The organism is Novosphingobium olei (assembly GCF_012927405.1).
GTDB classification, from domain to species: Bacteria; Pseudomonadota; Alphaproteobacteria; order Sphingomonadales; family Sphingomonadaceae; genus Novosphingobium; species Novosphingobium olei.
In genome coordinates this window covers 95,051-108,494 of record NZ_JABBGM010000010.1, presented here as the reverse complement: position 1 = coordinate 108,494, position 13,444 = coordinate 95,051, and the positions used below count along the sequence as shown (strand labels likewise).

Below are 13,444 nucleotides of genomic sequence, written 5' to 3'. Positions count from 1 at the left end.
GCTACACGCTTTCGCTGCAAAGTATCGGGCGTCCGGTCCGCGCCCGCCTACCGAGGTACTGAACAAATGCAAACCGCCGGGATTCGGGCAAGGCTGTTAACCAGAATAGCTGCGGTCCGAGGGGGTCTTTCGCCCCCTTTGCGCAGGCATAACTTAACTCTGTCCCGCGATGGAACTTGTTTGTTTCCGGTTGTAAGGAATCCCGACTACTCGCCGCCGTCGAACAATCCGGGCAATTGGCCGGGCACTTGGCCGGACGGCGGCGCAAGGCCAAGGTGCTGCCAGCCTCGATCGTTCAGGCACCGGCCGCGCGCGGTCCGCGCGACAAGGCCGAGCTGGATGAGGTAGGGCTCGATCACTTCCTCGATCGTGTCGCGCGGTTCGGAAAGCCCGGCGGCGAGCGTTTCGACGCCCACCGGGCCACCCTTGTAGATGTCGGCGATCATGGTGAGGTAGCGGCGATCCTGCAGATCGAGGCCGAGTGAATCCACTTCGAGCCGGGTCAGCGCATCGTCGGCAATGGCACGCGTGATCGTCTCGGCACCCGCAACCTGCGCGAAATCGCGCACGCGGCGCAGCAGGCGTCCGGCCACGCGCGGGGTGCCCCTGGCACGGCGTGCGATCTCGGTCGCGCCGCCCTTGTCGATGCCGATGCCCATGAGCCCCGCGCCCCGGCTGACCACGCGCTCAAGCTCGGGCACGCTGTAGAATTGCAGGCGGACGGGAATGCCGAAGCGATCGCGCAAGGGCGTCTGAAGCAGGCCTTGCCGTGTCGTGGCGCCGATCAGGGTAAAAGGCGGCAGGTCGATCCGCACCGAACGCGCCGAAGGGCCCTCCCCGATGATCAGGTCGAGCGCGCGGTCCTCCATCGCGGGATAGAGCACTTCCTCGACCACGGGATTGAGGCGGTGGATCTCGTCGATGAACAGGACATCGCCGTGTTCGAGATTGGTCAGCAGCGCGGCAAGGTCACCGGCCTTGGCAATCACCGGGCCGCTGGTGGCGCGGAAATTGACCCCGAGTTCGCGGGCGATGATCTGGGCGAGCGTAGTCTTGCCCAGCCCCGGCGGACCGAAGAACAGGACATGATCCATCGCCTCGCGCCGCTGCTTCGCGCTTTCGATGAACACGCGCAGGTTGTCCTTGGCGGCGGCTTGCCCGGTAAAGTCGTCGAGCGACTTGGGACGCAGTGCGGCATCGGGATCTTCGACCTGGCGCTGGGCGGAAAGGAGGGGATTGTCGGTCGTCATGTCAGCCGGTCGCCCTCTTCAGCGCCACGCGCACGAGGTCGTTGAGGCCAGAGTTCTCGCCCAGTTCCTCCACCGCGCGCGCTACGGCGGTGGTGGCCACGGCGGGCTTGAAGCCGAGGTTTTGTAGCGCCGAAACCGCGTCCGCGCTGGCCGATCCTGCGGGCACGGCCAAGCCGATATCGCCGCCCGCACCCACCGGACCGGACAGGCCAGCAAGCCCGCCGGCCTTGTCCTTCAGTTCATTGACGATGCGGCTGGCGAGCTTCGGCCCCACGCCGTTGGCGCGTGCGACCATGGCGCTGTCGCCGTTGGCGCAAGCGCGCTGCAGTTCCTCGACCGAGAGCGCCGAAAGGATCGCCAGCGCCACCTTGGAGCCGACGCCCTGCACGGCGGTAAGAAGGCGGAACCATGCGCGTTCGCCCGCACTGGCAAAGCCGATCAGGCGCTGGTCGGTTTCGGACACCTGCATCTCTGTATGGACGACGACCTTGTCGCCCGCGATGCCCAGATGCGTGAGCGTCTTGGCCGAGCAGTGCACGAGATAGCCGACGCCGTTCACGTCGATCACGGCCCAGTCCGGGCCGGTATCGTCGAGAATGCCGGTGAGCTTTGCGATCATGCTTTGTTCCTATGCACGGCAGCGCGCGCGGCGGCAAGAGCGGTTCGCGCGCGCGGGTGACGTGCAAGGATGACGCCCGCGGATGACAGGCGCAAAGCCATCGCCTATCGCTGCGGGATGATGGGGGATCACAAAGCAGTGCAGGCATCGCGGCCGGGCGCCGGCTGGATGGCCGCGATCTTGGGCGTTGTGCTGCTGGGCGTCGGTCTGCGCCTCGCCACCTTCTCGCTGTTCGATCTGCGCTATGCCGACGAATTCATGCAGTACCTTGAACAGGGCAACCGGCTGGCCACAGGGCATGGCATCCGCCCGTGGGAATGGCGCTTCGGGCTGCGCAACGCGCTAATCCCGCAAATGCTCTCGATCCCGTTCGCGCTCGGCCATGCATTGGCACCGGGCACGCTGCTGGGCCTCGAACTGGCCCGCGCCCTTTTCCTTGCCCTGGCCTGTCTCGCCCTTCCGGCGGCGTGGCGGCTGGGCGGGCTTGCGGGACGGGCACAGGCGCTGGTGGCGCTGTTCGTGGCGGCGGTATGGTGGGAAAGCGTGCTCTACGCCAACCTCGTCCTTTCCGAGACGCTGGCAACGGTGCTGCTGCTGCTTTCCGCCGCGCCGCTGCTGGACGCAAGGGCGTCTGCGCGCGCGTTGTTTGTGGCAGGCCTTGCCGCCGGGCTTGGCGTGCTGGTGCGCTTCCAGTTCGGCCTCTTCGCCGCGGTGCTGGCGGGTGGAGCACTGCGCCTCGATCTGGCGCGCTGGCGGGCCTTCGCGCTCGGCGCAATGGCGGCGGGCGCAGCCGGCGCGGCGAGCGATCTTGCGGCCGGACTGGTGCCCTTCCAATGGATCTGGACCAACCTGACGATGAACGTCGGCCAGAACCGCGCCAGCGAGTTCGGAACAGCGCCGCCGCTGCAATATGTCACCGAACTGGCCCGGCATTTCTGGCCACTGCTGCCGATCGTGCTGGTGGCAGCGTGGATGGCTGGGTGGCGCTACCGTCCGCTGTTCTGGGCGGCGATCGTCAACATCGCGGCGCACAGCCTGATTGCGCACAAGGAATATCGGTTCATCTGGATCTCGGTGCTGGCGCTGCTGGTGCTTGCCGCGATCGGCTCAGTGGAAGCGGTCCTGCGCCTGCAGAGCCGGCGCGGAGCGGCGATGACGCCGCTGGCGCTGGCCTTGGTCATTGCCGGATGGGCCAGCGCCAGCGGCATTGCCGCGCGAGCGAACGGCGGTGTTCTCGCCGGAAGGATGGGCGGGGCCGTGCCGCAGCTTGCCAACCGCGCAGCGAGCGATCCGGCGGTCTGCGCGATCGGGCTTGCCTACGAAAACCGCGCGCACCTTGTCCCCGCGCTGCTTGCAAGGCCCGTTCCGATCCTGCTTGCGCCCGAGCCGCTTTCACCGCTGCCGGCAGGGTTCGCCAATGGCGCCAACGCGCTGTTGCTGGAGCGCCCGCCATCCGATCCGCGCTTTGCCAGAATTGCCTGCGGAGCCTTTGCCGACGGTGAAATCTGCCTGTGGCAAAGGCCGGGCGCTTGCGCCCCGGCACCACGCTGGAGCTACCAGGCCATGCTCGAGGCGAACAACCTGTGACGGTCTAGCCGAGCAGATTGCTCAGCACGTCGGGGTGAAAGCCGAGCCCCAGGAAGCCGCACAGGCCCATGAACACGCCGAAGGCACCGATCGCCCACGCAGCTGCCAGCACGGTGGCACTTTCCACCAGCGCAGCCACCGCGGCCATCGAGATCGCGGTGGAGATGGCAGCCTCGCTTGCGTCGAACTGGTCGTCGTGGACGTTCAGCGCGTCATAGAGATCGGCTTGCGCCTTGGCCTGCACGGCAAGCGCCGGAGCCTCGCTGCGGTAGCGTGCGCTGTCGCGATCGAAGATTGCCAGCGCGGGGTCCGCCTTTCCCGCCGGGGCGAGCGCCGCGAGTTGCGCCCGCGACGTTTCCACCAGGTGCTGCTTCGTCCGGGTCGCCTGATATTCGTTCCAGAGGTCGACCGACTTCGATTGCGCGGCCTCCATCGCCTGGACGATGTTGCCGTCCTTGATGCCGCAGACGCCGGTGAACACCGACAGCGCCACCACGGTGATCGCAACCGCGCGGTTCAGGCGCTTGTCCTTGGCTTCGGCAGAGACTTCGACTTCCATGCGCGCGAGTGTGTCGCGTCTCGTCTGGCACCGCGATGACCGCAACCCTACGGATTGGACAGGTCAGCGATGGCTGCCGAGCATGTTCGCGTGCGTGATCGCCACGGCCAGCGCGTCCGACGCATCCTCGCCCGCGAGCTTTACGCCGGGCAGCAGCACCTTGAGCATGTGCTGGATCTGCTGCTTTTCGGCGCCACCGGTACCGACGAGCGCCTTCTTGATTACCTTGGTCGGGTATTCCGCGACCGGGATTCCTGCGCGCGCGACCGACAGCATCGCGACGCCTCGCGCCTGGCCCAGCTTCAACGTCGACTGCGGGTTCACGTTGACGAAGACTTCCTCCACCGCGCCGCTGTCAGGCTTGTAGAGGTCGATCACGGTGGCGAGCGCGGCGTCGAGTTCGACAAGGCGCTCGGCCATGCTTGCCTTGGCATCGGTGCGGATCTGGCCGTTGGCGACATGGCTCAATCGGCTGCCGGCCTTGGATACGATTCCCCAGCCGGTGCAGGTGAGGCCGGGGTCGATTCCCAGGATGATCATCGCGGCGCGCGCATCACAGCTTCAGGCCGAAGCGCGGCCCGAAATGCATCATGCCAAGGTAGAGCGCGATGGTCAGCATGCACCCGGCCGCGAGCGCCAGCCAGAACGGCGTGCCATGCCGCAACAGAGCCGGGATCAGGAGGAACATCGGCAGGCTGGGCAGGACGTACCAGAAGGTCGCCTCGGCATGGACGGCCATGTTTTCGGGATCCGGCCGGGCATGCCACAGGAAGATCATGCCCAGCACCGAAACCAGCGGCAGCGACGCGACGAGCGCGCCCAGTGCGGGCAGGCGCTTGCCGATTTCGGCGATGGCCGCGATCAGCACGCCCGAGAGCAGCGCCTTCGCGGCCACTTGCCACATGTCGATCAGCCCAGCGTTTCCATCACGTCGTCGGGAATGTCATAATTCCCCCAGACGGTCTGGACGTCGTCGTCGTCCTCAAGCACGTCGATCAGCTTGAGCAGCGTCGCGGCGTTGTCCGCGTCGACCGAGGTCTTCATGCTGGGCTTCCACGCGAGCTTGACGCCTTCGGCCTCGCCCAGGGTCTTTTCCAGTTCGCGCGCCACTTCGTGCAGCGATTCGACCGCGACCCAGATCTGGTGGCTGCCGGGGTTTTCGTCGCCATCGCCCGGATCGCTCTCGACGTCTTCGGCGCCCGCTTCGATCGCGGCTTCGAGGACCTTCTCCTCGTCACCCGCCTTGCCCGGGTATTCGATCAGGCCGAGCCGTTCGAAGCCGTGGCTCACCGCGCCGCTGGCGCCAAGGTTGCCGCCGTTCTTGGCGAACGCGGTGCGCACGTTGGTCGCGGTGCGGTTGCGGTTGTCGGTCAGCGCTTCGACGATGATCGCGACGCCGCCCGGGCCGTAGCCTTCGTAGCGCACTTCTTCATAGTTATCGCCTTCGCCCTTGCTCGCCTTGTCGATCGCGCGGGCGATGTTGTCCTTGGGCATCGACTGCGCCTTGGCCGCGTTGATCGCAGCGCGCAGACGCGGGTTCATGTCCGGATCCGGCATGCCCATCTTCGCCGCCACGGTGATTTCGCGGCTGAGCTTGGAGAACATCGCGGAGCGCTTCTTGTCCTGCGCGCCCTTGCGATGCATGATGTTCTTGAATTTGGAATGGCCTGCCATGGTCGTGCTTCTTGCGGCTCTTGATGGAGTGAATCTGGGGCGGCCCTAGCCGTTTCGGCGGATGCGGGCAATCTTTGGCGGCCAAACTTTGGCCGCAAGTCCCGCGTGCTAGGCCGGTATTAACGCGTAGACCGCCATACCGGCATCATGAACGGCCTGATCCCCGACGCTTTCGCAGCCTTTCGCAACTATTTGCGCCGACCCGTGCTGCTGACGCCATCGGGCCTGCGCGCAGCCGGGGCGGGGCGCCTGTGGCTGGGCATGGCGGCCCTGCATCTGATCGTCCTGCTGTTGGTGTTGCTGCCCTTCCTGAAGGCCTGGCAGGCGGCTTTCGCGCTGCCCGCTCCCGATGCCTATGGCAAGCTGGCGCCGCAAGTCATGGCGCCCTTGGTCGTGCTGGTGGCGCCCGTGCTGGAGGAAGCGATATTCCGGGGCTGGCTGACAGGCAGGCCGCGCGCCTTGTGGCTGCTCGGCTGCCTTGCGGCGCTTGTCACGTTGGGGATCGCTGCAACGATCGGGGCCGCGCCGCTGCTCACGAGCGTGGGAGTTCTCGTCCTGCTCGTGGCCGCGCCTGCGGGCTGGTTCGCGCTGCGCCGCCGCCCGCCGCTCGCACTGTTCGAGCGTGCCTTGCCGCTTTTCTTCTACGCCAGCGCCGGGATCTTCGCGCTGTCTCACCTTGCCAACTATCCGCGGTTCAGCGTTCCCGCGCTCGCGCTGGTGCTACCGCAACTGTGGACCGGGCTGACCACCGGGTTCGTGCGGATGCGGCTGGGCCTGCCAGCGTCGATCCTGCTGCACATGACCTCCAACGCGCTGGCACTCGGCCTCGCCGCCATGTTGTCGATTCTATAGCAGGCGCTGCCACCACCCGACGTCGCGCCACGCACCCAGCTTCCAGCCGACTTCGCGGTAAACCCCGATCGGGGTGAAGCCAGCACCTTCATGCAGCGCGATACTCGCCGCGTTGGGCAGGGCAATGCCGGCGAAGGCTGCATGAAAGCCGTGACGGCTCAGGCGCGGCAGCAGTTCCGCATAGAGCGCGCGACCCACGCCTTGCCCTGCGCGATCCGCTGCGACGTAAACCGCTACGTCGCAGGACGAAGCATAGGCGGCCCGGGCGCGGTGTGCACTGCCATAGGCATATCCCGCCACCGCGCCGTCCTGTGTGGCGACCAGCCATGCATGGCTGGTCCCGTAGCTGGTGATCCGCTCGGCCATCTCAACCGCATCGGGCGCGTCCAGTTCGAAGCTCGCCCAGCTTTCTTCGACATGGGGGCGGTAGATCGCGGCGCAAGCAGCGGCATCGGCGGCCGAGGCATCGCGGATCGCGAAGGTCATGACCCGGCCTTGATCACCTTGCCGCCCTTCATCACGAAATCGACGTGCTCCAGCCGCGACACGTCGTCCAGCGGATCGCCGCCCACCGCGATGATATCGGCCGGCATGCCCGGCGCGATCCGTCCGACCGTGTCGGTCCGCCCCAACAATTCCGCGGCGTTCGTGGTCGCTGCGACGATCGCCTGCATCGGGGTCATGCCCGCCTCGACCATCAGAGCGAATTCCTGCGCGTTCAGGCCGTGCTTCGATACACCGGTATCGGTGCCGAAGGCGATCTTCACGCCCGAGCGGATGGCAAGTCGATGACTGGCTTTCATCGCCGCCGCGGCCTGTTCGGCCTTCGCGATCGAGGCCGGCGGCAAGGCACCGGCTCGCGCCTGGGCCAAGGCGGCAACCGGCGCCATCATCGTCGGCACCAGCCATGTGCCATGCGCGACCATTGCCTTGACGGTCGGCTCGTCAAGGAAGGTGCCGTGCTCGATCGAATCCACGCCCTGCGCCACAGCCGCCGCCGTGCCAGCCGCGGCATGGCTGTGCGCTGCAACCTTGCGGCCGAAGCTGTGCGCGGTTTCGATCACCGCCTTCATCTCTTCGCTGGTCATTTGCTGGCCAAGCCCGCCGGCAACGTTCGACAGAACGCCACCCGTCGCGGCAAACTTGATGACCTGCGCGCCAAGGCGGATCTGTTCGCGCACGGCCCGGCGACAATCGTCCGCACCATTGCACACGTTGTTGTAATCGCGCGGGTGGAAGGCGTCGAAGCTCTCTTCGTTAAGACCGTTATTGTCGCCGTGGCCGCCCGAGACCGAGATCATTTCGCCCGCATTTACGATCGTGGGCCCCTCGATGTCGCCGCGCGCGGTCGCATCGCGCAGCGCGCGGATGCCGCGTGGCGGACCGCCCAGATCGCGCACCGTGGTGAAGCCTGCTTCGAGCGTTTCCCTGGCGTGCTCGGCGGCGATGAAGGCGCCGTCCTCGCGGTCGCGCGTGGTCGCTTCGAGCCGCGCCTTCACCGGATCGCCATCGCTGAACAGGTGGACGTGAAGATCGGTCAGGCCCGGCAAAACAAACTTGTCGCCAAGCTCGACAACCTTCGCCCCGGCCGGTGCAGGCACGCTGCCATCGCGGATTTCGGTTACCTTGCCATCGGTGACGATCACGGTCGATGCGCCGCGCGGCGCTTTTCCTGGCTGGTCTAGCAGATGGCCGGCGTGGATGTAGGTGATGTCCGCCGCCTGCGCGACGACGGGTGAAAGGCTGGTGGCCAGCAAGGTGGCGGCAAGAACGCGGCGCATCGACGGTAATCTCCCCTGTAGTTGCAGCGGAGACTACCGTGCTGGTCGCGTAGGTAAAGGCTGCCAGCGCTCAGCCGTTGACGATGGTTCCGCCATTGGGATGGAGCACCTGGCCCGACATGTAGGACGAATCCTCGCAGGCAAGGAACAGGAAGGCCGGCGCGACCTCGTTGGGTTGGCCCGGCCGGCCAATCGGCGTCTTTTCGCCGAAGTGTTCGAGCTTTTCGGGGCTTGCCCCGCCACTCGGGTTCAAAGGCGTCCAGATCGGCCCCGGGGCAACCGCGTTGACCCGGATGCCATGGCCGATCAGGTTTTCCGACAGCGAGCGCGTGAAGGCAGTGATTGCTCCCTTGGTGCTGGAATAGTCGAGCAGTTCGGCTTCGCCCTGGTACATCGTGACCGAGGTGCAGTTCACGATCGCCGCCCCGGCCTTCAGGTGCTCACGCGCCGCCTGCACAAGGTAGAACATCGAGAAGATGTTGGTCTGGAAGGTGCGTTGCAGCTGCGCCGCTGTAATGTCGCGGATGTCCTTGTCGGGATGCTGCTCGCCCGCATTGTTGACCAGAACGTCCAGCTGGCCCCAGGTTTCGATGACCAGATCGACCAGTGCCTGGCCCACTTCGGGATCGCCCAGGTCTCCGGCAAAAGTCAGCGCCTCGCCGCCCTCGGCTTCGCACAGGGTCCGCGTTTTGGCCGCATCGTCATCTTCGCTGAGGTAGGCGATGGCGACCTTGGCCCCTTCGCGCGCAAACAGCACGGCCACGGCGCGACCGATCCCGCTGTCGGCGCCGGTGACGATCGCGACCTTGCCCTTCAGCCGCCCCGAGCCGGGAAAGCGCGGCTGCCATTCCGGCTTGGGCTCCAGCGTGGATTCGTGTCCAGGCAGCCCGTCTTCGTGGATCGGCGGGCGGACATCGGCGGAAAGGGTGGCTTGTTCGGACATCGGCTGGCTCTCGCAGTAAGGGACGAGAAGCCAACCGAGGCCGGAAGGGGCGGTTCCGTCGCCAGCCGGGGGCTGCGACGGAACGGGCTCAGTCGATGCCGAGCGCGTTCTTGTAGGTTTCGAGCACGGCTTCCATCTCGCGGCGGTCGTCGGGCTTCATTTTCCGCAGGCGGACGATCTGGCGCATGATCTTTGCGTCGTAACCGGTGGCCTTGGCCTCGTTGTAGACGTCCTTGATGTCGTCGCCGATGCCCTTCTTCTCTTCTTCGAGGCGCTCGATGCGCTCGATCAGAAGGCGCAGGCGGTCGTCGGCGGATTCGGCCATCGGGATACTCCGGGAAAGGCTGAGGGAAACTGGAAGCGGGGCCTTTAGGACGCCTGCGCCGATTCGCGCAAAACCCCGCCTGTGGAAATGTCAGTCATCCTCGTCGGCCGCTTCGGCTGCCGGGGCAGAACGGCCCTTGAAGCCTTGCGCGATGACGTACCACTCGGACGAATCCTTGCGGCTCGCGGGCGGCTTGGCATGCTTCACGGTGCGGAAATTCTTCTTCAGGATCTGCAGCAGGTCGCCGTCCGTGCCGCCGGCAAACACCTTGGCGACGAAGGCACCGCCAGGCGCGAGCGTGGTGATGGCGAAGTCGACGGCCGTCTCCACCAGTCCCATCGTGCGCAAATGGTCGGTCTGCTTGTGGCCCACGGTATTGGCCGCCATGTCGGAGATCACGAGGTCGGGAGGCCCGTCGAGCGCGCCTTCCAGCGCGGCGGGCGCCTCATCGGCCATGAAGTCCATCTCGAAGATCGTCACCCCGTCGATCGGATCGGTGGGCAGCAGGTCGATGCCGACGACGGCCGCCTGCGGGGCCTTCTTGCGCACCACCTGGCTCCACCCGCCGGGCGCGATCCCCAGATCGACCACGCGCTTGGCACCTTTGAGCAGGCCGAACTTTTCGTCGAGTTCGATCAGCTTGAAAGCGGCGCGGCTGCGCCAGCCCTCGGCCTTGGCCTGCTTGACATACGGGTCGTTCAGCTGGCGGGAAAGCCAGCGGACAGAGGATTGGGTGCGGCCCTTGCCTGTCTTCAACCGCTCGCGCGGGTCACGTCCGGAACGGCTCATGCGCGCGCGCCTTTCTTGAGATTGCGCAGCGCTTCGCGGCTGCGTTCGGCGTCGTTGCCTGCGGCCATCAGGCTGCGCAGGATGCCTTCGCGGATGCCGCGATCGGCAATGCCAAGGCGGTCCGCAGGCCAGATGTCGAAGATCGATTCCAGGATAGCGCAGCCCGCGACCACCAGATCGGCGCGTTCGCGCCCGATGCAGGGCACGGCAACCCGTTCGGCCGGAGACATGCGCGAAAGCGACTGGCTGATCGCCCGCATCGATTGCGTCGGCACGATCAGGCCATCGACCGCGCGGCGATCGTATTGCGGCAGTTGAAGGTGCAGGCTGGCGAGCGTGGTCACTGTGCCGCTGGTGCCCAGCAGCCGGATCGCGCCGCGCTTCACCGCGCGTTCCCGTTCGTCGGCTACGCGCTCGGAAAACGTGGCGAAGCCTTCGTCGACCCGCCGCCGCATTTCCGCATAGGCTGCGGCGCGCGCTTCGGGACTGTCCTCGATGGGGCCCACGCCTTCGGTCAGCGAGACCACGCCCCACGGGACCGATTGCCAATCGAGAATGCGCGGCACCGCCTCGCGCGTGTCGACCAGCACCATTTCCGTGGATCCGCCCCCGATGTCGAAGATCATCGCCGGGCCATCGCCGTGTTCCAGCAGGATGTGGCAGCCGAGCACGGCAAGCCGGGCTTCTTCCTGTGCCGTGATGATGTTGAGCCGGATGCCGGTTTCTTCGTAGACCCGCTCGATGAAGGCAGCCCCGTTCGAGGCGCGCCGGCAGGCCTCCGTCGCGACCGAGCGCGCCAGATGCACATTGCGCTTCTTCAGCTTTTCCGCGCAGACGTGAAGGGCCGCCAAAGCGCGGTCCATCGCCGCATCGGAAAGACGGCCGGACTGCGCGAGGCCTTCGCCAAGGCGCACGACGCGGCTGAAGGCATCGATCACCACGAAATGGTCACCCGAAGGACGCGCGATCAGCAGGCGGCAATTGTTGGTGCCAAGGTCGATCGCGGCATAGGCTTGGCGGTGATAGGGGATCGGCTTGGTCCAGCCGTGCGCGCGGGCAGCATCGCCGATCGATGCCACCGTGCGGGCGGCCGCATCTTGTCCGCTTTCGGTCCCGCCATGGGGAGGCGGGAGGCCCTTGCCTGCGCCGGCGCTCTTCGGCTGGCTGGACGGCCCGGAACTACGGGTCGCCTCAGGGGACGCAGCCTTGGGCAAAGATGGCTTCTTGCCTTTTCTTCTGCCGCTGCGCTGCCCCCGCCGCTTCTTCGCCGGCGGATCGAAGTCCGCCATGATCGTCAAATCGCTTTATGTTCTCCCGTGCGCTGATCCGCGACGGGTACTTGACCATCATGGTAGCGATGCCGCGTGTCCGGCACAAGGCACCCTGCCGCAAAGGCTGTTGGGGCGGCTTGACACGATCTTGAGCCGCGCCTAAGTGCGCGCCTCTTGTTGCCCCGTCGTCTAAAGGTAAGACTACGGATTCTGATTCCGTCTATCGAGGTTCGAATCCTCGCGGGGCATCCATCTTCCTGAAATTCCTCAAGCGAAACGCGTCGGCGGGCGACGTTCGCCGTGCCTTGCGGGCCGGCCAGCGGGGCGCTGGTGCCGGCCCATGGTTCATCAGCCATCGCTGCAGTTGCGGTGGTGCGCGGAATGTTCGTTGGCATGTTCCCAGGCGTTTTCGATGCCATGGTTTACCGGCCAGCCTTTTTTCGGGCCAACGTCACGAGGAAGGCTGCTCGCAGGACGCCCGTTGCTGGCGCCATAGGCGACAAGGCTCACCTTCGGCAGGCTCGTGGCAGAGCGCGTTTCCTTTGCGGCGGCGGGGACGGCCAAGGAAAGCGCGGGGAGCGCGATGGCGAATGCGATCGAAGTGCTCAGGTTCTTGTAGGCAGGCATCGGGATCCCTTTCGTGGTGGTCCACCGGGATCTGACCAACTCCAGGTTGCGGAACGTTATTAGGACCGGGTTAAGCAGGATGCTTAAGATCCGGATAATTCCCGTATCGCGCTGGTAAGGTTTCGTTATCCTCCAGCCACTTCGCATTTGCGAAAAAGCGTTAATGCACTGCACAATGGTTTGCGAAACGTGTCCGGACCGGAGGAAACGATTGCACTTCTGCATCCACGAAGCGACAGACATGGGCCATGAGCACCACTCCCCCAGAGCGCGATGACGCCGCCAACCGCGAGCTGACTCGCGCGAAGTTCTACAAGGCCGAGCAGGAAGCAGGCTTCGTCGAATCCCAGCCACGTACCACCCCGCAGCAGCAGGACCCGGCCTACCGGCTGGCATTTCGCGACACCGACTTTCTTCTACGCGAAGAGCTTCGCCCGGTACGCTTCCAGCTTGAACTGCTGAAGCCCGATATGCTGCTCGACGAAGCGGGCATCGGTTCGACCCTGGTGATGTATGGTTCGGCGCGCATCCCTTCGCCCGAGATGGCAGAGGCCGCGCTGGCGACGGCGACCACGCCGGAAAAGAAGGCGGTCGTCGAACGGCTGGTCGCCAAGTCGAAGTATTACGAGGAGGCCCGCAGACTTGCCTTCACGGCCTCGCGCTGCGCCGTGGTCGAAGAAGGAAAGCGGCAGTTCGTGGTCTGCTCGGGCGGCGGACCGTCGATCATGGAGGCGGCCAATCGCGGGGCCGAGGAGGCGGGGGCCGAATCGATCGGGCTCAACATCGTGCTGCCACACGAACAGGCGCCCAACCCGTACGTCACGCCGCACCTCTCGTTCCAGTTCCACTATTTCGCGCTGCGCAAGATGCACTTCCTGCTGCGCGCCCGCGCCGTTGCGGTGTTTCCCGGCGGCTTTGGCACCTTCGACGAGTTCTTCGAGCTTCTGACGCTGATCCAGACCGGGAAAATGAAGCCGATCCCGATCCTGCTCTTTGGCGCGGACTACTGGAACCGCGTGATCGACTTCCGCGCCATTGCAGAGGAAGGCGTGATCAATTTCGAGGATCTCGAGCTGTTCCGCATGGTCGAGACGGCCGAAGACGCGTGGAAGCACATCGTCGAATTCTACGCGCTGGACTGCGACTGACCGTCCGGATGAGGCGCGG

General features: G+C 65.9%; 16 protein-coding genes and 1 tRNA gene. 4 read left to right on the top strand and 13 right to left on the bottom strand.

Annotation, left to right across the window (positions count from 1 at the left end; genetic code table 11):
• Positions 1-206: 206 nt before the first annotated feature.
• Together ruvB and ruvA are read right to left on the bottom strand one after the other, a co-directional pair.
• Complete coding sequence (gene ruvB / locus HHL27_RS17910; protein WP_169494754.1) at positions 207-1,250, bottom strand: Holliday junction branch migration DNA helicase RuvB; 1,044 nt, start codon at positions 1,248-1,250, stop codon at positions 207-209.
• A 1-nt stretch (position 1,251) separates the two neighbouring features.
• Positions 1,252-1,869, bottom strand: coding sequence for a Holliday junction branch migration protein RuvA (gene ruvA / locus HHL27_RS17905; protein ID WP_169494753.1), 618 nt, complete (start codon positions 1,867-1,869; stop codon positions 1,252-1,254).
• Between the two features lie 168 nt (positions 1,870-2,037).
• On the opposite strand from ruvA, the gene HHL27_RS17900 reads away from it, so the two are divergent.
• Positions 2,038-3,456 carry a glycosyltransferase family protein gene (locus HHL27_RS17900; protein WP_169494752.1) on the top strand — a complete coding sequence of 473 codons (1,419 nt, stop codon included), beginning with the start codon at positions 2,038-2,040 and terminating at the stop codon, positions 3,454-3,456.
• A 4-nt stretch (positions 3,457-3,460) separates the two neighbouring features.
• On the opposite strand, the gene HHL27_RS17895 is transcribed toward HHL27_RS17900, so the two are convergent.
• From HHL27_RS17895 to HHL27_RS17880, 4 genes are all read right to left on the bottom strand, one after another.
• The gene (locus HHL27_RS17895; RefSeq protein ID WP_169494751.1) at positions 3,461-4,015 is read right to left on the bottom strand and encodes a DUF4337 domain-containing protein; all 555 of its coding nucleotides are present in this window, start codon (positions 4,013-4,015) and stop codon (positions 3,461-3,463) included.
• 63 nt (positions 4,016-4,078) lie between these two features.
• The gene (ruvC, locus tag HHL27_RS17890; protein ID WP_169494750.1) at positions 4,079-4,555 is read right to left on the bottom strand and encodes a crossover junction endodeoxyribonuclease RuvC; all 477 of its coding nucleotides are present in this window, start codon (positions 4,553-4,555) and stop codon (positions 4,079-4,081) included.
• Positions 4,556-4,568: 13 nt separating this feature from the next.
• Entirely contained in the window at positions 4,569-4,919 is a 351-nt protein-coding gene (locus HHL27_RS17885) for a DUF3147 family protein (protein WP_169494749.1), read from the bottom strand.
• 5 nt (positions 4,920-4,924) lie between these two features.
• On the bottom strand, positions 4,925-5,689 hold the full coding sequence (locus tag HHL27_RS17880) for a YebC/PmpR family DNA-binding transcriptional regulator (RefSeq protein ID WP_169494748.1): 765 nt from the start codon (positions 5,687-5,689) through the stop codon (positions 4,925-4,927).
• Positions 5,690-5,836: 147 nt separating this feature from the next.
• Between HHL27_RS17880 and HHL27_RS17875 the strand changes: the two genes are divergently transcribed.
• Complete coding sequence (locus HHL27_RS17875) at positions 5,837-6,541, top strand: CPBP family glutamic-type intramembrane protease (protein ID WP_169494747.1); 705 nt, start codon at positions 5,837-5,839, stop codon at positions 6,539-6,541.
• Here HHL27_RS17875 and HHL27_RS17870 read toward each other — a convergent pair.
• From HHL27_RS17870 to HHL27_RS17845, 6 genes are all read right to left on the bottom strand, one after another.
• Positions 6,536-7,027, bottom strand: a complete 492-nt coding sequence (locus tag HHL27_RS17870; RefSeq protein WP_169494746.1) for an arsinothricin resistance N-acetyltransferase ArsN1 family B — start codon at positions 7,025-7,027, stop codon at positions 6,536-6,538. The two genes, HHL27_RS17875 and HHL27_RS17870, sit on opposite strands and share 6 nt — an antisense overlap.
• Positions 7,024-8,322 (bottom strand): metal-dependent hydrolase family protein, encoded by a 1,299-nt coding sequence (locus HHL27_RS17865; protein ID WP_169494745.1) that lies wholly within the window; start codon positions 8,320-8,322, stop codon positions 7,024-7,026. Before HHL27_RS17865 ends, HHL27_RS17870 begins: the two co-directional genes overlap by 4 nt.
• A 70-nt stretch (positions 8,323-8,392) precedes the next feature.
• Positions 8,393-9,265 carry an SDR family oxidoreductase gene (locus HHL27_RS17860; RefSeq protein WP_169494744.1) on the bottom strand — a complete coding sequence of 291 codons (873 nt, stop codon included), beginning with the start codon at positions 9,263-9,265 and terminating at the stop codon, positions 8,393-8,395.
• Positions 9,266-9,353: 88 nt separating this feature from the next.
• Positions 9,354-9,590, bottom strand: a complete 237-nt coding sequence (locus HHL27_RS17855; RefSeq protein WP_169494743.1) for a DUF2312 domain-containing protein — start codon at positions 9,588-9,590, stop codon at positions 9,354-9,356.
• Between the two features lie 90 nt (positions 9,591-9,680).
• On the bottom strand, positions 9,681-10,379 hold the full coding sequence (locus HHL27_RS17850) for an RlmE family RNA methyltransferase (protein WP_169494742.1): 699 nt from the start codon (positions 10,377-10,379) through the stop codon (positions 9,681-9,683).
• Positions 10,376-11,668, bottom strand: coding sequence for a Ppx/GppA phosphatase family protein (locus HHL27_RS17845; RefSeq protein WP_169494741.1), 1,293 nt, complete (start codon positions 11,666-11,668; stop codon positions 10,376-10,378). The genes HHL27_RS17850 and HHL27_RS17845 overlap by 4 nt, the downstream gene beginning before the upstream one ends.
• Before the next feature lie 160 nt (positions 11,669-11,828).
• Between HHL27_RS17845 and HHL27_RS17840 the strand changes: the two genes are divergently transcribed.
• A tRNA-Gln gene (locus HHL27_RS17840) sits at positions 11,829-11,902 on the top strand.
• 96 nt (positions 11,903-11,998) lie between these two features.
• Here HHL27_RS17840 and HHL27_RS17835 read toward each other — a convergent pair.
• Positions 11,999-12,277, bottom strand: a complete 279-nt coding sequence (locus HHL27_RS17835) for a hypothetical protein (protein WP_169494740.1) — start codon at positions 12,275-12,277, stop codon at positions 11,999-12,001.
• A gap of 248 nt (positions 12,278-12,525) precedes the next feature.
• Here HHL27_RS17835 and HHL27_RS17830 point away from each other — a divergent pair, with 248 nt between their 5' ends.
• Entirely contained in the window at positions 12,526-13,425 is a 900-nt protein-coding gene (locus tag HHL27_RS17830; protein ID WP_169494739.1) for an LOG family protein, read from the top strand.
• The last annotated feature ends 19 nt before the right edge of the window (positions 13,426-13,444 follow it).